The organism is Streptomyces sp. NPDC001668 (assembly GCF_042893155.1).
GTDB lineage: Bacteria > Actinomycetota > Actinomycetes > Streptomycetales > Streptomycetaceae > Streptomyces.
Genome location: NZ_JBIAUQ010000013.1, coordinates 111402 through 128468, shown reverse-complemented (window position 1 = coordinate 128468; position 17067 = coordinate 111402). Strand labels below are relative to the sequence as shown.

The 17067-nt window shown below is 70.5% G+C and carries 21 protein-coding genes; 10 read left to right on the top strand and 11 right to left on the bottom strand.

Annotation, left to right across the window (positions count from 1 at the left end; genetic code table 11):
- Positions 1-75 precede the first annotated feature (75 nt).
- On the top strand, positions 76-651 hold the full coding sequence (locus tag ACFYZ8_RS32320) for a dihydrofolate reductase family protein (RefSeq protein ID WP_359033293.1): 576 nt from the start codon (positions 76-78) through the stop codon (positions 649-651).
- A gap of 134 nt (positions 652-785) precedes the next feature.
- Here the strand turns inward: ACFYZ8_RS32320 and ACFYZ8_RS32315 are convergent, their stop codons facing one another.
- Positions 786-1727 (bottom strand): LAETG motif-containing sortase-dependent surface protein, encoded by a 942-nt coding sequence (locus ACFYZ8_RS32315; protein ID WP_389050167.1) that lies wholly within the window; start codon positions 1725-1727, stop codon positions 786-788.
- A 277-nt stretch (positions 1728-2004) separates the two neighbouring features.
- On the opposite strand from ACFYZ8_RS32315, the gene ACFYZ8_RS32310 reads away from it, so the two are divergent.
- Positions 2005-3678 carry a glycoside hydrolase family 13 protein gene (locus ACFYZ8_RS32310; protein ID WP_388538850.1) on the top strand — a complete coding sequence of 558 codons (1674 nt, stop codon included), beginning with the start codon at positions 2005-2007 and terminating at the stop codon, positions 3676-3678.
- An 8-nt stretch (positions 3679-3686) separates the two neighbouring features.
- Here the strand turns inward: ACFYZ8_RS32310 and ACFYZ8_RS32305 are convergent, their stop codons facing one another.
- Positions 3687-4448, bottom strand: a complete 762-nt coding sequence (locus ACFYZ8_RS32305; RefSeq protein WP_359033421.1) for a DUF4142 domain-containing protein — start codon at positions 4446-4448, stop codon at positions 3687-3689.
- Positions 4449-4699: 251 nt separating this feature from the next.
- Here ACFYZ8_RS32305 and ACFYZ8_RS32300 point away from each other — a divergent pair, with 251 nt between their 5' ends.
- The gene (locus ACFYZ8_RS32300) at positions 4700-5386 is read left to right on the top strand and encodes a DUF6445 family protein (protein WP_388538849.1); all 687 of its coding nucleotides are present in this window, start codon (positions 4700-4702) and stop codon (positions 5384-5386) included.
- Positions 5387-5399: 13 nt separating this feature from the next.
- On the opposite strand, the gene ACFYZ8_RS32295 is transcribed toward ACFYZ8_RS32300, so the two are convergent.
- Positions 5400-5867, bottom strand: a complete 468-nt coding sequence (locus ACFYZ8_RS32295; RefSeq protein ID WP_388538847.1) for a hypothetical protein — start codon at positions 5865-5867, stop codon at positions 5400-5402.
- Positions 5868-6018: 151 nt separating this feature from the next.
- On the opposite strand from ACFYZ8_RS32295, the gene ACFYZ8_RS32290 reads away from it, so the two are divergent.
- Positions 6019-6471 (top strand): hypothetical protein, encoded by a 453-nt coding sequence (locus ACFYZ8_RS32290; RefSeq protein WP_359033303.1) that lies wholly within the window; start codon positions 6019-6021, stop codon positions 6469-6471.
- A 679-nt stretch (positions 6472-7150) separates the two neighbouring features.
- Here ACFYZ8_RS32290 and ACFYZ8_RS32285 read toward each other — a convergent pair.
- Entirely contained in the window at positions 7151-7522 is a 372-nt protein-coding gene (locus ACFYZ8_RS32285) for a DUF6479 family protein (protein WP_359033305.1), read from the bottom strand.
- Between the two features lie 7 nt (positions 7523-7529).
- The gene (locus ACFYZ8_RS32280; protein WP_388538845.1) at positions 7530-7928 is read right to left on the bottom strand and encodes a luciferase family protein; all 399 of its coding nucleotides are present in this window, start codon (positions 7926-7928) and stop codon (positions 7530-7532) included.
- A gap of 139 nt (positions 7929-8067) precedes the next feature.
- Between ACFYZ8_RS32280 and ACFYZ8_RS32275 the strand changes: the two genes are divergently transcribed.
- Complete coding sequence (locus ACFYZ8_RS32275; protein ID WP_388538843.1) at positions 8068-8778, top strand: DUF4328 domain-containing protein; 711 nt, start codon at positions 8068-8070, stop codon at positions 8776-8778.
- A gap of 50 nt (positions 8779-8828) precedes the next feature.
- Entirely contained in the window at positions 8829-9923 is a 1095-nt protein-coding gene (locus ACFYZ8_RS32270) for a sugar ABC transporter substrate-binding protein (RefSeq protein WP_388538841.1), read from the top strand.
- A gap of 124 nt (positions 9924-10047) precedes the next feature.
- Here the strand turns inward: ACFYZ8_RS32270 and ACFYZ8_RS32265 are convergent, their stop codons facing one another.
- Positions 10048-10395, bottom strand: a complete 348-nt coding sequence (locus tag ACFYZ8_RS32265) for a hypothetical protein (protein ID WP_359033314.1) — start codon at positions 10393-10395, stop codon at positions 10048-10050.
- Positions 10396-10466: 71 nt separating this feature from the next.
- On the opposite strand from ACFYZ8_RS32265, the gene ACFYZ8_RS32260 reads away from it, so the two are divergent.
- Genes ACFYZ8_RS32260 through ACFYZ8_RS32250 form a run of 3 tightly spaced genes read left to right on the top strand, consistent with a single transcriptional unit; the run spans position 10467 to position 12448 of the window.
- Entirely contained in the window at positions 10467-11096 is a 630-nt protein-coding gene (locus ACFYZ8_RS32260; protein ID WP_388538840.1) for an RNA polymerase sigma factor, read from the top strand.
- On the top strand, positions 11093-12091 hold the full coding sequence (locus ACFYZ8_RS32255) for a CU044_5270 family protein (protein ID WP_388538838.1): 999 nt from the start codon (positions 11093-11095) through the stop codon (positions 12089-12091). Before ACFYZ8_RS32260 ends, ACFYZ8_RS32255 begins: the two co-directional genes overlap by 4 nt.
- A gap of 36 nt (positions 12092-12127) precedes the next feature.
- Positions 12128-12448: an antibiotic biosynthesis monooxygenase gene (locus ACFYZ8_RS32250; RefSeq protein WP_359033321.1), complete on the top strand. Its 321-nt coding sequence runs from the start codon at positions 12128-12130 to the stop codon at positions 12446-12448.
- Between the two features lie 55 nt (positions 12449-12503).
- Here the strand turns inward: ACFYZ8_RS32250 and ACFYZ8_RS32245 are convergent, their stop codons facing one another.
- Positions 12504-14072, bottom strand: a complete 1569-nt coding sequence (locus ACFYZ8_RS32245) for a carbohydrate-binding protein (RefSeq protein WP_388538836.1) — start codon at positions 14070-14072, stop codon at positions 12504-12506.
- A gap of 127 nt (positions 14073-14199) precedes the next feature.
- Here ACFYZ8_RS32245 and ACFYZ8_RS32240 point away from each other — a divergent pair, with 127 nt between their 5' ends.
- On the top strand, positions 14200-14802 hold the full coding sequence (locus tag ACFYZ8_RS32240; RefSeq protein WP_359033325.1) for a phosphoribosylanthranilate isomerase: 603 nt from the start codon (positions 14200-14202) through the stop codon (positions 14800-14802).
- 33 nt (positions 14803-14835) lie between these two features.
- On the opposite strand, the gene ACFYZ8_RS32235 is transcribed toward ACFYZ8_RS32240, so the two are convergent.
- From ACFYZ8_RS32235 to ACFYZ8_RS32220, 4 genes are all read right to left on the bottom strand, one after another.
- On the bottom strand, positions 14836-15303 hold the full coding sequence (locus ACFYZ8_RS32235) for a hypothetical protein (RefSeq protein ID WP_359033327.1): 468 nt from the start codon (positions 15301-15303) through the stop codon (positions 14836-14838).
- A gap of 74 nt (positions 15304-15377) precedes the next feature.
- Positions 15378-15602, bottom strand: a complete 225-nt coding sequence (locus ACFYZ8_RS32230) for a DUF397 domain-containing protein (protein ID WP_359033329.1) — start codon at positions 15600-15602, stop codon at positions 15378-15380.
- A 104-nt stretch (positions 15603-15706) separates the two neighbouring features.
- Positions 15707-15940, bottom strand: a complete 234-nt coding sequence (locus tag ACFYZ8_RS32225) for a hypothetical protein (protein WP_388538835.1) — start codon at positions 15938-15940, stop codon at positions 15707-15709.
- 273 nt (positions 15941-16213) lie between these two features.
- Entirely contained in the window at positions 16214-17065 is an 852-nt protein-coding gene (locus ACFYZ8_RS32220; protein ID WP_359033423.1) for a helix-turn-helix transcriptional regulator, read from the bottom strand.
- Between the last annotated feature and the right edge of the window lie 2 nt (positions 17066-17067).

The window sequence follows — 17067 nt, the reverse complement described above, 5'->3', positions numbered from 1 at the left end:
GGCGCGGCGATGAGTTCCGCAGGCGGCCCGGGTCTACCGCGTGACGAGAATCCATCCAGAGGACCGGAGAGCGACATGACCGCCACCTACACCTTCGACGTCTTCTCCAGCCTCGACGGCTACGGCGCCGCCGGCGGCGACTGGAGCGGCTACTGGGGCAAGCAGGGCCCCGAGCTGCTGGAGCACCGCGACGCCCTGTACGGCGCGGAGCAGCGGATGGTCTTCGGGGCCACCACCTACCGGGCGTTCGCGCGGATGCTGGCCGAGAGCAGCGAGGGGGACGACGTACGGGACCCCTGGGTCACCCGGATGCGGAACCTGCCGACGACGGTGGTCTCGCGGACCCTGGAGGACACTCTCGGCTGGCCGGACGCGACCGTCGTGAGCGGTGACGCCGTGGACGTCGTCGCCCGGCTCAAGAAGGAGTCCGAGGTGCCGTTGCGTTCGCACGGCAGCCTGGCGATGAACCGGGCCCTGATGGCCGCGGGTCTGGTCGACCGGGTGCAGGTGACGGTCTTCCCCGTCATCACCGGCCGGAGCGGCCTCGACCCGGTCTTCCGGGGCGCGGCCGACTTCGACCTGGAGCTGCTGGAGAGCCGGACGCTCGACGGGAACATCCAGGAGCTCGTCTACCGGCCCACCCTGCACTGACGGCCCGGGCGCAGAAGACGCGGCAGACGCAGTCAGAAGACGCGACAGACGCAGAAGACGCGGCAGACACCGAAAGGGCCGCCCGCACCCCGAAGGATGGGACGGCCCTGTCAGTGGAAAGGCGGTGGAAAGGGTCAGGCGCGCGAGGCCTTGCGGCGACGCGTGGCGAGCACGATGCCCGCGCCACCCGCGAGCAGCACCGCCGCACCGCCCGCGATCAGCGGGGTGTTGCTGCTGGCGCCGGTCTCGGCGAGGTTGTCACCGCCGCCGCCGTTCGGCGTGGGGGCGGCCGGAGACGTGGTGGACTCCGAGGCCGAGGGGGTCGGGGTGCCGGTGCCCGGGGTCTCGGACGCCGGGGGCGTGCTCTCGGACGCCGGCGGGGTGGACTCGGAGGCCGGCGGGGTCGACTCCGAGGCCGGGGGCGTGCTCTCCGAGGCCGGCGGGGTCGCCGGGGGCGTGGTCTGCGTGGTCGTGCAGTCCTTCGTGCCGCCGTTCCAGGCCGCGATCAGCTTGTCCTTGATGACCGGGTGGTCCGGGCCCTTGGGGAGGTCGCCGTGCGTGAAGCCGTCGTTGGCGTCGAGCTTGCCGTCGAACTTCGTGTTGCCCCGGTAGAGGTCGATCTGCGCGTAGCAGCCGAGGTCCGGGATCGAGATGTCGAGGGAGTCGACGGAGCCGGCCTTGACGGTCACGGTGTCGAAGTCGTGGAAGACCTGCTCACCGGAGGTGGCGAAGGTGGGGCCGTGGGCACGGTAGGACGCGAGGGAGGCGGTGCAGGTGGACGCGTCGCCCGCCGCGCGGACCTTGACGTGGACCTTGCCGTCCTCGGTCGGCTTCAGGTTCAGGTCGTCGACCTTGACCGAGGCGAAGTTCTTGCCGTCGAGGGAGAACTCGCAGCGGTCGGTCTCGGTCTTGGAGCCGGCGCCCGTACCGGGCTTGTAGCTGCCGCCGTTGTCCCAGCCCTTGCCGCCGGGGCAGTCGGAGGCGGAGGCGACGGAGGCGAGGGCGGCGGAGAAGGCGAGCGTCGCGGCGCCCGTCCCCAACAGGCGCCGCATGGTGACACGTCTCGCTATGGACATACGTATCCCGTCAGGATGAGAGTGAGTGGTAACAGCAAGCATCAGAAACACTGGGCCCATTGGTCACATGCGCCACGGTGTTCACACATCGTGGATCTCCTTGCGGAATGCTGTCAACCTGCGGTGATACATGGCCGGTTCGGCGGCCATCACAATTTCGACACACCAGGAACGATCAACTCCGGAAAACCCAGGTTCACTTTTCTGGAGAGGTGGACAGATATCCCCTTTGTCGCCTTCCTGAATTTCATCGCACCCGCATTGCAGAGGAGCCCGCGTGACCGCCCGCACCACCACGCCCGACCCCTCGCCCGACCTCTCCGGCAACGACCCCGACTGGTGGCGGCAGGCCGTCGTCTACCAGGTCTATCCCCGCAGTTTCGCCGACGCCGACGGTGACGGCCTCGGGGACCTCAGGGGCGTCACCCAGCGCCTCACCCACCTGGCCGCCCTCGGCGCCGACGCCCTGTGGCTGAGCCCCTTCTACCCCTCCGAACTCGCCGACGGCGGCTACGACGTCACCGACTACCGGAACGTCGACCCGCGCCTGGGCACCCTCGACGACTTCGACGCCATGGTCGCCGAGGCCCACCGGCTCGGCCTGAAAGTGATCGTCGACCTCGTCCCGAACCACACCTCCCACCAGCACGTCTGGTTCCAGGAGGCCCTCGCCGCCGACCCCGGATCGGCGGCCCGGGAGCGGTACGTCTTCCGTGACGGGCGCGGGGCGCACGGCGAACTCCCGCCCACCGACTGGCAGTCCGTCTTCGGCGGCAGCGCCTGGCGGCGGGTCCCCGACGGGCAGTGGTACCTGCATCTGTTCGCCCCCGAGCAGCCCGACCTGGACTGGTCGCACCCCGAGGTCCGCGAGGACTTCCGCACCACCCTGCGCTTCTGGTCCGACCGCGGGGTCGACGGCTTCCGCGTGGACGTGGCCCACGCCCTGGCCAAGGACCTGACCGAGCCCCTGCGTGACCTCGGGGACCTGCCCGGCGTCGCCGAGGAGGCCCTGGACCGGCTGGAGCCGGGCAGCCACCCCTACTGGGACCGCGACGAGGTCCACGAGATCTACCGCGACTGGCGCACCATCCTCGATTCCTACACCCCGCCGCGTACGGCCGTCGCCGAGGCCTGGGTCCCGGGCCCGCGCCGCGCGCTGTACGCCCGCGCGGACGAACTCGGCCAGGCCTTCAACTTCGAGTACCTCCAGACCGCCTGGGACGCCGGCGAGCTGCGCCAGGCCATCACCGAGTCCCTCGCCACCGCCCGCGCGGCCCACGCCTCGGCCACCTGGGTGCTCTCCAACCACGACGTCGTACGGCATGCCTCCCGCCTCGTCCTGCCGCCGGGCACCGACGAGAACGCCTGGCTGCTGTCCGGCGGCCACGCGCCCGCGATCGACCTCGCCCGGGGCCTGCGGCGCGCTCGCGCGGCCACGCTGCTGATGCTGGCGCTGCCGGGATCGTCGTACGTCTACCAGGGCGAGGAACTCGGTCTGCCCGAGGTCGCCGACCTGCCCTTCGAGGTGCTCCAGGACCCGATCTGGGAGCAGACGGGCCGGGTCCGCAAGGGGCGCGACGGGTGCCGGGTGCCGCTGCCGTGGACGCGGAGCGGTCCGTCGTACGGCTTCGGCGGGGCCGGTGCCTGGCTGCCGCAGCCGGAGTGGTTCGCCGAGTACGCCGTCGAGGCCCAGGACGGTGTCGAGGGCTCCACGCTGGAGCTGTACCGCACCGCCCTGCGCCTGCGCCGCAAGCTCCTCCAGGGTGAGGAGCTCACCTGGACGGAGGCGGGCCCGGCCGGCGTGCTGGACTTCGTCCGCCACGAGGGCTGGCGGTGTGTCACCAACCTGTCGGACACGGCGGCCCCGCTGCCGGCCGGGGAGGTGCTGCTGACCAGCAGCCCGTTGGAGGACGGGCTGCTGGGACCGGACACGACGGTCTGGCTCGGCTAGGGCCGGGTTCAGCCGATGGTCGGTGTCGGGGTCGCGCCCGCGGCCGGGGTGGCGCCGTTCGCGTTCTCGCCCGGGACCGCGAGCGGCGTGGACGTCGGGTTCGGCGGCGGGGTGAGCACGACCATCGGGGCGCCGGGCTGCGGCGCCGGCGGGGTGAGGTCGGTGTCGGGCAGCTTCGGCGGGGTGGTCTGCATGAAGAGGGCCTGGTCGAAGTTGACGAAGCCGGTCTTCTCCATGACCGTCATGTGGTCGAGCACCGTGTCGTTGGCCATGTCGGCCAGCGACCGCACCAGTGAGTTCTTGGTGGTGGAGCGGACCTTCGAGATCGTGTTGAAGATCGAACCGTGCGTCACCCGCAGGATGTTGGCGAAGTTCGTGTCGAACTGCTGGCCGTTGCTCGACTCGATCGTGTTCACGAAGCCGACCTGCTGCGGGCTCGCCACGTTCGGGATGGTGATGTTGAGCATCGGGGCGATCTTGCGGCAGGCGGCGTCCAGGGCCGCGTGCCCGTCGATGAGGTGCCGTCCGGCCTCCTTCACCTCCGGGGTCGTCCCCTTCTGGAGGGCGACCTGGCCGAGTGGGTACTCCCACAGCCCCGCCGCCCGCACCTTGACGACGAAGTCCCGGTCCAGTTCGGTCAGTGGACCCCACTGCGTCTGGGCGATGACTCTGTCCTGTGCGGTGGACGCGTTGCTCACTCCGAGCATCGACGGATAGGCGAGTGCGCCAAGGGTCAATGTGAGGGCTCCGCCGACGAACAGCGTTCCCATCGCGTTGCGCGAGAGTGGCACCGTGCCTCCTGCCCAGTAGGGTTCCCCGCCAGGAGGCGGGTCGGACGCACAGGAGTACGCACACGGGGCCGTAGTTGTTCATCACCTCCCGCGGGGGATGACCGGGCTCACACCCGCCCCGTCAGGACGGTTTCCCCGAACGCCGGTTGACCGTTCGTTGACCGGTTCACGGGGAAGTCCGGGGGAAAACGCGGGAGAGACCTGACCGGCCCCGGACCTAGATTCGCTGCATGTCCATGCCACAACGGGCGCAGCGGCCCCGGCCCCTGCCCGTCCTCCCCTACCGCAAGCCCACCAAGGGCCGCGACTACTGGGTGATCGACGACGTGCTCCCGGACGTGGACGCCGTACGGCAACGCTGTCTCGCCAAGGACGACTGGGTGCGGGGGTACCCGTACACCTCGGAGACCTGGCCGGGACTGCGGACCATGCCCGGGCTCGAACCCGCCGAACTCGGCCGGGTGGAGCGGCTGGTGAGGCAGGCGACCGGGGCCGGGCGGCTGTGGGTGCAGCAGGCGCCCGGCGGCGGGACCCTCAACCACAACTGCGTCCAGGTCGTCGGGGAGGGCGAGAGCGAGCCCCGGCCGCACACCGACTCCCGGGCGCTGTGCCGGTACGCCGCCGTGCTGTATCTCAACCCGGACGTCCCCAAGGACTGCGGCACCAGTTTCTACCGGCAGTCCCTGCCCGGCGGCCGGCTCGGCGGCAACGTCGTGCAGGCCCCGCACAACAACCTCGTCGAGGCCCTCGGCACCCGGTTCGTGGCGCCGGACGCCTTCGAGGAGGACGTCCGGGTACCGCACCGGTACAACCGGCTGCTCCTCTACAACGCCAACCTCGTGCACAGCGCGACCGGGTACTGCGGCAGCACGCTGGAGGACAAGCGGATGACGGCCGTCTTCTTCTGGATGGCGTGACCCGCGCGGCCGGTCAGTAGCGGACCGCCCGCGACACCTTCGCCTTCACGCCCCCCGGCAGGTCGTGCGTACTGCGGGCGGTGCCCTTCCCCGAGCCGCCCGCCGGGACGTCGGACACCGTCACCACGACCGCGTCCACCAGCTTGCCGTTCTTGTCGGTGAAGTCGACCTGGACGGCGAAGGACTTCGCCGAGTCCGCGGAGTTGGCGGCGGTGACCCGGACTGTCGTACGGCCGTCCGCGGCGGTGGCGGGCGTACCGAGCCGTACGTCGTCCTTGGCGTCGACGCCGTTCTTGATGTCGTCGAACCGTCTGCCCGCCTCCGCCGTCGCCGACGACACCGCGTCCCCGGCCCGGGAGGCGGCCGACGCGACCTTGCTCGCCACGGAGGAGGGGCTGTCGTCGTCGGAGCAGGCGGTCAGGCCGGTGACGCTCGTGAGGGTGAGGGCCCCCAGCAGCGTGGCCGTCGTCCAGCGGGTCATCTCGTCGCCTCCCGGTGCAGGTCCTTCCAGTGAAGGCCTCGCGCGGTACGGCCGCATGCCCGGCGTCACCCGAACGGCTCACTCCCGTGGTGGACGGGCCCGCCGCGCCGGATGGTCGAAGCACATCGACCACGAAAGGTGGGACACGGTCATGACGCAGCAACCGCACGCCACACAGGGCAGGTCCTCGACGCCGGCGCCAGGGCTCGGCCCCACGCCGACCGAGACCGCGTGGGCCGCCGGCGGTGTCGTCTTCGCCGGTGTGCTGATGCTGATGCACGGCATCCTGTCGATCTTCCAGGGCATCTCCCTGCTCGCGAAGGACGACGTCTGGACCCGCGTCGGCGACTACGTCTACAAGGTCAACCTCACCGGCTGGGGTGTGATCCTGCTCTGCCTGGGCGCGGTCGCGGCCGTCACCGGCGCGTTCATCCTCAGGGGCGCGTCCTGGGCCCGGATGACCGGCATCTTCCTGGCCTCGCTGAGCATGATCGCCCAGTTCCTCTTCCTGCCCTACGCGCCGTTCTGGTCGGTCATCATGATCGGCATCGCCTTCTTCGTGATCTGGTCCCTGGCGGTGTACCGGCCGGAGAAGCGGGCCTGACGCCATCCGGCGCGGGCGGTGCCGGCGGGGGGCGCCGTTCGGACTGTCCGACCGGGTGAGCTCGGCCCGACGGGGGCCCCGGCCCAGGCTCTCCGGGCGGGCGGTGGAGGTACGGGGATCACCCACCCGGCCGCTCGGCCCCCGTGGACCGGACGGCCGACTTGGCCCGCGCCCTCGCCCTCTGGCCGGGTGGTGGGGGTACGAGGATCACCTGGCTGATCGACGGAGTGCGGCCGGATCCGGTGCAGGCGCACAGCGCGGAGACCGGGCTCGCGGTGCGGGGCCGCATTCCGTGCCGGAGGTCCCGGCAGGGCTTCTGCGGCTGGGCAGGCCGGTCGCGGGGCTCTGCGCGGCGGTCTCGTAGGACTGGGCGGATGCCTGTGGCCGTATCGTCGGCGCAGCTGGTCCTGGGCGCACCGTCTCGGCGCGCTCTTAGGGGGCAGGTCGGGCGCAGCAGCTTCGCCGGCTCCTGGGCCACGGCGCGCTCTCCGGCGCGCCGATCTCACCACCGTCCGTAGACCGAGCCCAGCCGCGTTGGCCGTTCTTCGGGCGGGCGTGCGGGTGGGAGGCCCAGGCTCGCCCAACCCGCCCGGGCGCAGGTAGGCGGCTCGTGGCCCACGTGACTTGGGGCGCCGAGCAGCATCGACGGACCGGACCGATGGCCCGCCCCGGAGGGGCGTCACACGTGGCCGAGGCCGCCGCTGCCGAAGCCGCCGCTGGAGCCGGGCAGCCAGCGTTTGCGGTGCTGGTCCTTTCCTCGTCGGGTTCCCGAGTGATGGAGCTGGTACGGCATCAGCCGTTCCTGCCCCTCCACGGCGGCCGGCAGCTCGTCCGGCTCCCGCATCTCCCGGATCTCACGGATCGGCCCGGTCTCCGGAAGGTGCGGCTGCTCCTCACTGAGCGGCCGTGGAAGCTCCCGGTCCTGGACCCGCATGCCGAACTGCACGGCCCACACCAGCGCGCCGGCGATGAACAACCCACCGGCAAAGGCGGCGATCACGTTGAGTACTTCGCTCGACGAGGCCGCCAGGACAAACGTCGCGGTACTCATAATCCGATTATCGCCGAATCGGCACGAAAGCGGCGTCCCGGGGAACCACCGTGACCCGGTGGAAGTTGCACGCGGCCGGGCCGACGGGGTCCGGACCCGCCTGGTGGGCCTTGAGCGCCACGCTGACCAGGCTCATCAGCAGGTCGACGTCGGTCTCGCAGTCGAGGTGGACGGTGACCCAGCGGGAGCCCGGCAGCAGCCGGACCGCGGTCGACTCCTGGAGGTCGTCGTGGAACCTGCGGATGGCCGACTCGGTGAGATGCAGGTCCACGTCCCGCCCCGGGTGGAAGTGCGCGATCTCGCTGTGTACGGAACGCAGCGCCAGCCCCGCTCCGCAGCTGGGCAGGCCCACGCTGAGGTCGGACCACGCCTCCAGGCGCTCCAGGGCACGCTCGGCCAGTGTCATGGCCCCATCGTCGCCCGCTCACCGCCCCGCAACCAGAGGTTGAGCGAAATGTAACCGGGGCACCGAGAAGCCGGGCGGTGAACCGGTCGAGGGGTTCGCGACGATGAGGGGGCGAGTGATCCTTCCGAAGGGGGACCCCGTGAGTGAGAACACCGTCGGCCCCGACCCGCGCACCGTGCGCGGCTCCGCCCGCCTCGCCGTCGCCGGCCTCGGGCTCGCCGGGGCCGCCTGGGCGCTGCGCACCGTGTGGCACGTCCGGCTGGCCGTGGCGGGGGAGCCCGCGTCGGGGCCGCCGGACCAGGGCGAGGGCCGGCACCGGCCGCTGAACGCCCTGGAGAACTCGTACCACCTGGTCAGCACCGCCGGAGACCTCCTCGTGCTGCTGTGCGCGGCCCTGTTCATCGGCTGGCTGTGGCGGATGCGGGACAGCGCGCGGGCCCTGTCCGGCGAACCCCCGCGCCACGCCGGGATCTGGGTCTACGCCTCCTGGATCGTGCCGGTCGTCAACCTGTGGTTCCCGCGCGGCATCGTCGCCGACATCCACCGCAGGAGCGCCCCGGGCCGGAAGCTGCCCGCCGTGGTGAACGTGTGGTGGGGGCTGTGGCTGGTCGGCATGGTCACCGGAGTCGGCCTGACGTACGACGGCGACACGGACGACGTCATCGCCCGCGCCTACCACGGCGTGACCACCCTGCTGGTCGCCGACCTCGCCGTGGTCGGCGCGGCCGTCGCCGGGATCCTCATGGTGCGCGCGCTGACCGACGGACAACTTGTGAGCATCGACGCCCAGTTGCGAACGCCGGGTGGTGATCCCTTGAAGGAAACGGTCAGGGCGTTTGATCGGGATTGAGGGCACTTACTGTTGCGCCTACGTGACAGCCCCCCACCCACAGGATCGCCATGCGTCGCATCCCCCCTGTCATGGCCGTCTGCGTGTCGGCCCTTCTGCTCACCTCCTGCGGGGTGGGCAGCAGCAACACCGCGGTGAGCCCCAAGAAGGGTGACGACATCACGCTGGGTCTGCTGCTGCCCGACCGGGACACCACCCGCTTCGACCGGTTCGACTACCCCCTCATCAAGAACGAGGTGGCGACCCTCACCCACGGCAAGGGCAAGGTCAGTTACGCCAACGCCGGGGCGAGCGCGAAGCGGCAGAGCGAGCAGTTCCGGCAGATGATCGCCGACAAGGTGGACGTGATCCTGGTGGACGCGGTCGACGCCGAGGCGATCGAGCCGGACGTCCAGAAGGCCAAGGACGCGGGCATACCCGTGGTCGCCTACGACCGGCTCGCCCAGGGCCCGATCGACGCCTACGTCTCGCACGACAACGAACTCGTCGGCGAGGTGCAGGGCCGGGCCATCGTCGAGGCCCTCGGCGACAAGGCCGAGACCAGCAAGATCGTGATGATGAACGGCTCGCCCGCCGACCCCAACACCGCCCTCTTCAAGAGGGGCGCGCTGGACGAGCTCAACAGCAAGGTCGTCATCGCCAAGCAGTACGACACCCGGGAGTGGCTGCCGTCGGTCGCCAAGGCCAACATGAAGGCGGCGATCGCCTCCCTCGGCCTGAACAACATCGCCGCCGTCTACTCGGCCAACGACGACATGGCGGGCGCGGTCATCGACGAGCTCAAGGAGGCGGGGGCCACCAGGATCCCGCCGGTGACCGGGCAGGACGCGAGCCTCGCCGCGGTGCAGCGGGTCGTGTCGGGCGAGCAGTACATGACCGTGTACAAGTCGTTCCTGCTGGAGGCGACCAACGCGGCGCAGATCGCGGTGTACAAGATCCAGGGCCGCGACCTGCAGTTCGACGCGCTGGTCACCGACAAGGTCGACAGCCCCACCCAGAAGGACATCCCGTCCGTGCTGGTGCCGGTGGTCGCCCTGACCAAGGACAACATCCAGCAGACGGTGATCAAGGACGGTGTGTACACCGTGAAGCAGATCTGCACCGCCCAGTACGCGGCGGACTGCGCGGCGATCGGTCTCAAGTAGCCGTACCTCAAGCAGCCGTACCTCACGTGGTCACTCAGGGGCCGGTGCGCACGCGTCGTACGGCGAGAGCGGTGGCCGGCACCCACCCGGCACCCACCCGGCATCCACCCGACGGGACGCGCGGCTACGTCTGGGCGCCGCCCGCGAGCTGGAGCGAGATGCGGCGCAGCACCTCCGCGGAGCTGTCGGTGCGGCCCGCGTCATGGGCCTCGGCCAGCTGCACGAAGGCGAACGCGAAGCAGTGGGCGATGCTCGCGATGGCGGGCCCCAGCTGCTCGACCACGGCGTCCGCCGCCGCGTGCCCACTGGCGTCCGCGGGGAGGTGGATCTGTGGGAGGGTCTCCACGAGCAGCGCGGAAACGGCCCCGGTCAGGGAGACCTGCTGGTCGGGGTGCTCGCGCACCTGCCGCCGCATCTCCAGAGCCTCGGTGAGGATACCGACGACGTTCTGCATGACCTCGCGCTGTTCCATGGCCGCAGAGTAAGCGCTGCGTGTGGTGCAGGACACAGGAACCCGGGACCGGGGTGCGGAGCGTTACGGGTGTGAGGGAAACAGAAGCGGCGGAACCGGAGCGGGCGCGGATACGGGCCGGTGACCGGGCGGCCTTCGGGGAGTTGTACGACCTTTACGCGCGGGCGGTCTACAACCACGCCCTGCGGCTGACCGGGAACTGGGCGGAGGCCGAGGAGGCGATGTCCGAGACGTTCCTCGCCGCCTGGCGGACGAGAGGGACCGTGGAGCCGGAGGGCGGCTCGCTCAAGCCCTGGCTGCTGGGCATCGCCACGCACAAGGCGCACAACGCCAACCGGGGCCTGCGGCGCCGGCTCGCCTTCCTCGCGCGCAGTCCGCAGCCGCGCCCGGTCGAGGACTTCGCCGAGGAGACCGCCGGCCGGATCGACGACGCCCGGCGGCTCGCGGTGGTGCACCGTGCCCTGAGCGGGCTGGGCAGGCAGGACCGCGAGGTGTTCGCGCTGTGCGTGTCGGCGGGCCTCGACTACCGCCAGGCCGCCGAGGCCCTGGGCGTCCCGGTCGGCACCGTCCGCTCCCGGCTGTCGCGGGCCCGTGCCCGGCTCGCCCGGCTGAGCGCGGAGGCGGAACCGCCCCCGGCCCACGGAGAGATGGAGAGTGAGGCCGCGCTCGCGGCCCTGTTCCTGCGGGAGGAGACCCGATGAGCGAGGCCGAGGAACTGCTGTCGACCCCGGCGGAATGGGACCTCCCGCCGGAGCGCCACCGTCACTTCAAGGACGTACTGATGCAGCAGATCGATCACGACACGGCGGCCACGACTCGCGGGAGCCGGTTCCTGCGGCCCGCCGTACTGGTGCCGCTGGCCTCCGCGGCCCTGGCCGGCGCCCTGCTCGTGACCCTCTCCGTGGACGGCCGTGCCCCGGCCGCCGGTTCCGCCCCGTCGGCGACCGCCGCCGGCGCCTCCCTCACCTTGAACCGGATCGCCACGGCCGCCATGGCGAGCGACGCGATCCGGGTGCGGGACGACCAGTTCGTGTACGTCAGGACGCTGGAGCGGTCGAACACGGGCAGCTTCTCCGGCCCCGTGCGGCTCGGCGCCCTGCACACCGAGGAGAGGTGGACCTCCCAGGACCCCGAACCCGTGCGGGTCACCGGATGGCTCCGGTCCAGCGGCAAGGACGCGATCATGCCCGGCCGGCTGGGTCCGATCGAGAGCACGGATCCGGTCCCCGAGGGGGTCCTCCACCCGACCTACCGGTGGCTGGCCTCGCTGCCCACCGACCCCGCTGCCCTGCTCGCCCGGCTCTACAAGGAGGCCAGGCCGGTCGAGGGCGAGTCGCGGGACCAGGCGGTGTTCTCGCTGATCGGCGACCTGATCGGCGGCGCGGTCATGCCGCCCGCCAACGCCGCCGCGTTCTACCGGGCGGCCGCGAGACTGCCCGGAGTGCGGGTGATCCCGGACGCCGTGGACGCGGCCGGCCGGCACGGCATCGCCATCACCCTCGACGACACCGGTTTCGCGACCCGCGACGAGTGGATCTTCGACAAGCAGACCCTCGCCCTGCTCGGCTCCCGCTTCTACATCACCGATCCGGACCGGGGCATCACCACCGAGGCCCTCGCCGGCACCAGCGCCGTGATGGAGACCGCCGTCGTCGACAAGCAGGGTGAGGTGCCCGCCCGGGCCGTGGCCCGCTGACGTCCTTCTGATGTCCGGGGGCGCACAATGGCGGCCATGAGCATTGTCAAGATCAACGTACTCACGGTCCCCGAGGAGCAGCGCGAGACGCTGGAGAAGCGGTTCGCCTCCCGGGCGGGGACCGTCGAGAACTCGGACGGCTTCGAGTGGTTCGAGCTGCTGCGTCCCGTCGAGGGCACCGACACCTACCTCGTGTACACGCGCTGGCGCAGCGAGGAGGACTTCCAGAAGTGGATGACCGGGATGTCGCAGGCCTCGCACGGGGGCGGCGGCGAACAGGGCCGTCCCAAGCCCGCCGCCTCCGGCTCGACGCTGTGGAGCTTCGAGGTCGTCCAGCAGGCCGCGCCCAAGCAGTAGAAGAAGGAAGGGGACCCCGGGCCCGGATCACCGGGCCCGGGGTCCCCGCCGTGCCCTACAGCGTGACCTGCTTGCCGCCGAAGGTGACGACCAGGCTGCCGTTGGAGGCGTAGGACCAGCCCAGGGCGCCCGCGTAGGTGGCGCAGCGGGAGCCGTTGGTGCCGGACCAGAACTGGTTGGAGCTGTCGGCGTCACCGGCGTACCGGTCGTTGCCGCCGCTGTCGCACGAGGTGTTGCCGCGGAAGACCGAGGTGCCGGTCTCGAAGTTGAAGTTGCGCTCGGTGTTGCCGATGGAGACGTTGCTGGTGATGGTCATCGAGCCGGGGTTGCTGTTGTACGTGAACCCGTGGTGGCCGTTGTGGTAGGCGAGGGAGTGCTGCACCACGTGGTTGACCGCGATGTCGTCGCCGCCGAGCTTGAAGCCGTTGCGGTCGCCGTTGCCGGCCTGTGAGCCGTCGCTGAGGGTGCCGTTGTTGTAGGACAGCGAGTACTCGATGGTCACCGGGCCGATCGCGCCGGTGTCGGTCTTGGTGTAGAGGTCCCAGCCGTCGTCGATGTTGTTGTGCGAGACGGCGTAGCGGAACACGTTCCCGGTGCCGGTGGTGAGCTTCGCGGCGAAGCCGTCGGCGTCCTCGCCGTCGGAGTCGGCGTTGTCGTGGGACTCGGCGCTCAGGATCAGGTTGTTGGCGGGCCACTGGCTCGCCGGGGTCGAGGAGGCGATCCGGCCCAGCTGGAGTCCGGTGTCGCGGTTGAAGCGGGTCACCGTGCGCTCGACGACGTTGTTGCTGCCGCCGACGTAGATGCCGTTGTCACCGGCCCGCTCGACGACCAGGCCGTAGATCTTCCAGTAGTTGGCGTTGAGCTGGATCCCGCGGTTGGTGGAACTCTCGGTCTGCGCCGAGAAGTTGAGCACCGGCGTCTCGCCCGGGTAGGCGGAGAGCGTGGTGCGGGCGGCCGAGGTGCCGTTGTTGCCGGCCGGGATGGTCACCGTCGAGGAGTAGGCGTACGTCCCCCCGCGCATGTAGATCGTGCCGCCGGCGGAGATACGGCTGATGGCCGAAGTGAGGGTGGTGGGCGCGGTCACGGTGCCGGCCGCGCCGTCGGTGCCGCTCGGCGACACGTACAGGGCGCTGCTCGACGGCGGGGTCGTCGTGCCGGACGTCTCGGCGTCCAGGTAGTCGACGTTGGGCAGGCCGTTCGCGCTGGTCGGGTTGAGCCGGATCGTGTTGCTGCCCGCGTTCACCGGGACGGTGAGCGTCTTGGTGGTCCAGCCGGTCCAGGTGGAGGTGGACTCGAAGGACGCCGACGAGGCGGTCGTGCCGTTCACGATGATGTCCGCGGGGCGGGCTGTGGTGGTGCCGTTGGCGAAGCGGACGCTCAGGGTCGCCGTGCCCGATGCGGGTGCGGACACGGTGAACTGGGCGTAGGCGCCGGTGGCGTTGGTGCCGTTGCAGAAACCGCTGCCGGAGTAGCCGGCGTACTCGGTCTCGACGGCTCCGGTGCAGATGGCGGGCGATGTTTCCGCCTCGTAGCGGGTGGTGGCGGCCTGGGCGGTGGTGCCGGAGAGTGCGACGAGCGTGCCGGCGATGAGGCCGACGGACGTGATGACTGGTCTCAAGTGCATCGTTCGTCTCCATGGTGTGCGGCGACGGGGGCCCGTATTCTTCGGACGGTAAGCGCTTGCCATGGTCGCGTCAACGGTTGTGTATGTGATCGCTGTTCACACATACGAATTGGATACGGTGGGCGGCATGACGCTCTTCGTGAAGATCTGCGGCCTGAGTACCGAGCAGGACGTCGACACGGCCGTGGAGGCCGGCGCCGACGCGATCGGCTTCGTCTTCTCCGACAGCCCGCGCCGCATCGACCCCGCCACGGCGGCGAGGCTGGCCGCCAGGGTCCCCGAGAGCGTCCTGACGGTGGGCGTGTTCCGCCGCGAACCCCTGGAGTACGTCCGCTCGGTGGCCGCCGAGTCGGGCATCGGGGCGGTCCAGCTGCACGGCCCCGACGACCGCGACTACTACGCCGACCTCGCGAAGGACGGCCGGACGCTGATCCGCGCGGCCGCCTTCGGCGACACCGTGCCGCGCTGCGGGGAGTTCGGCGAGGACATGCTGCTGCTCGACGCCCCCGTCCCGGGCTCCGGCATCGCGTGGGACTGGTCGAGGAAGCAGGTGGCGGGCGCCGGGGAGAAGTGGCTGCTGGCCGGCGGCCTGACGCCCGAGAACGTGCGCGAGGCGGTGGACGTCACCCGCCCCTGGGGCGTCGACGTCTCCAGCGGCGTGGAGGCGAGCCGGGGCGTCAAGGACCCGGCCCTGATCACGGCGTTCGTGGAGGCGGCGCGGGCGGAGTGAGCGGGCATGCAGCAGGCTTCCTGGCCTTTTGAACTACCGCAAAGGACAGGTGAGTTCGGGTGCGAAACGGTTCGGGGAGCAGGTCACGATGGCCACGTGCAGGTAGTGGGGGCGCTCGAGGTAGAAGCCGTACGACAGGTCGGCTCCGGTGTCGAGCCGTACGGCGGCGGAGTCGGCGAGCGCGGTCAGACGGTATGTGTCGCGGTCGTACGCCGAGGCGAACCGGTGCGTATGTTGGGCCAGTTGATCAGCGAGCCAGGACGCGGCTTCTTTGGCCTCCTGCCAGGTACCGCGTACCAGGGGGCGGGGCTTGACGAGCCAGTGCGCGGTCTCCAGGGGCGGCAGATCCGAGGTGGGGAACTCGGCTGCGATCTCCCGGTAGCGCTGGATCAGCTCCGGTCTGCTGCCCGCCGGGGGTGGCTCGGGGTACGCGGGTCGCCGTAGGGCCTCCTGGTCGAAGCGCTCTTTCGGTCCGATCCACAGGTAGCCGTGGTGGTGCACGAGTACGTCCCTCTGCGGGCGAAGGGGGAGGCCGGTCCCGAGTTGCCTCCGGGAACCGGGACCGGCCGGGTGAGTCAGGCGGGCAGACCGAACCGAGCCGGGTCGATTCCGGCCGCGTCCAGCTCCGCCGTGGTGAACCGCAGCGGCTCGGCATCCGGCCGCTTGCTGTCACCGAGGGCCCAGGCGTCGTCAGCGATCCGGGCCAGGGTCACGCACCCTTCGGTGCAGGGGCCGCCGCACGCTTGCACGAACGAGACCCCGCTGATGTCGAGCGCGTACAGTCCGCTTCCGTCCAGCATCACTGCCACCTTCCTGCTCAGCTGATCGCGGTCATGAGTGACCGCCGCCGCCCGGGTCGGACGGGAGTTCAAAGGGAAGAGAGGCAGGCACCTGACCTTCGGAGTCACGGCCCGGCCTGCTGAGAGTCGGTTCTGACACGGAGTACTTCCGCTATCTGCGCGGCGTGCTCGGCCCGGAGCAGACCCACGTGCACGAGTGGTCGGCCGTGATGAGTGACCACCGGCCGCAGATGCCGCTGGATCCGTTCGGGAACGCCGACGGCGGCCAGTGCTTCGCGGAGTGCGTAGGTGGCCTGGTCCGCTTGCTTACGGCTGTCCCGCCATGTCTGCATGTCCATCAGTGGACCTTTGCCTGGTGCGCTCGCAGCTCCACGTTACGGTCGGAGACAGCGCTGTAGTCACCGGTGGATCGGGCGTTCTGTCTCGCGTTGACGAGGGACAGACATGCGTCACAGCACGGCACGGCGGAGGGTTCGGCCGCCCATTCGGTCAGGTCATAGCCCTGCGGTTTCTGCGACATTGCGGCCTCCCCGGCTGTCCGCTCTCGGTGCAATGACCGTAGGGAGATACCGACTGCTCCCTCCACGGCCTTGCGTGAACTTGCGCGGTGATCACCCGATGGTGTCGATGGCAGCTGTGATGAGCGATCTGGCTCGCGTTCCGTAGACGGCAAGTGCGGACAACTCGGTGAACGTTGTGGCGTACTCAGCCATTTCTCCGGGTTGGGTGACCGTCAGATGCGCAGAGACGAGTTCCACATTGACCTGTTCGTCGTCATACATCGTGAACGACTCGACAGGCCACCCGGCGCCACGTGGTGTGCCGAGCGGGATGACGCCCAGGCTGACCGAGGGCAGCGATGCGACAGAGATCAGGTGGCCGAGTGCACCCGCCATGATGTCGCTGTCGCCGATGACCGTACGCAGGACCCATTCCTCGACGAGCACGGCGAACCGGTGGTCGCCGGAGTGCAGAATGCGCTGTCGGTCCATGCGGACGGCCACCGCGTCGTCGATGTCGTCGGGCACGTCCCGGAGGTGGGCCACCGTGCTCAGTACGGCGCGGGTGTACGCGGCCGACTGCAGAAGGCCCGGGATCACCCAGGACTGGTAAATGCGAAAGCGGCGGGTGCGCTCGAAGAGCGGCGCAACGGACTGTTGGACGCGTTTGAGGCCCGCCCGCTCCATGCGCCGCCACTGGACGTACGCACCATCGATGCCACGTGCCGTGGCGATCAGATCGGCAGTCTGTTCCGGGGCGGCGCAGAGCGTCGTGTACGTCCGGATGTCCGCGTCGGACGGAGAGGCGTGCCCGTTCTCAAGCCGTGAGCACTTCGACTCGTGCCAGTCGGCTTGCCTGGCCAGCTCCCGGGCAGTCAGGCCCGCGTCCTTGCGGATCTCGCGAAGACGCCGACCGAGGGACTGGCGTGCCTGCTGAACGCTGGATGACGTCACACCGGGGATTG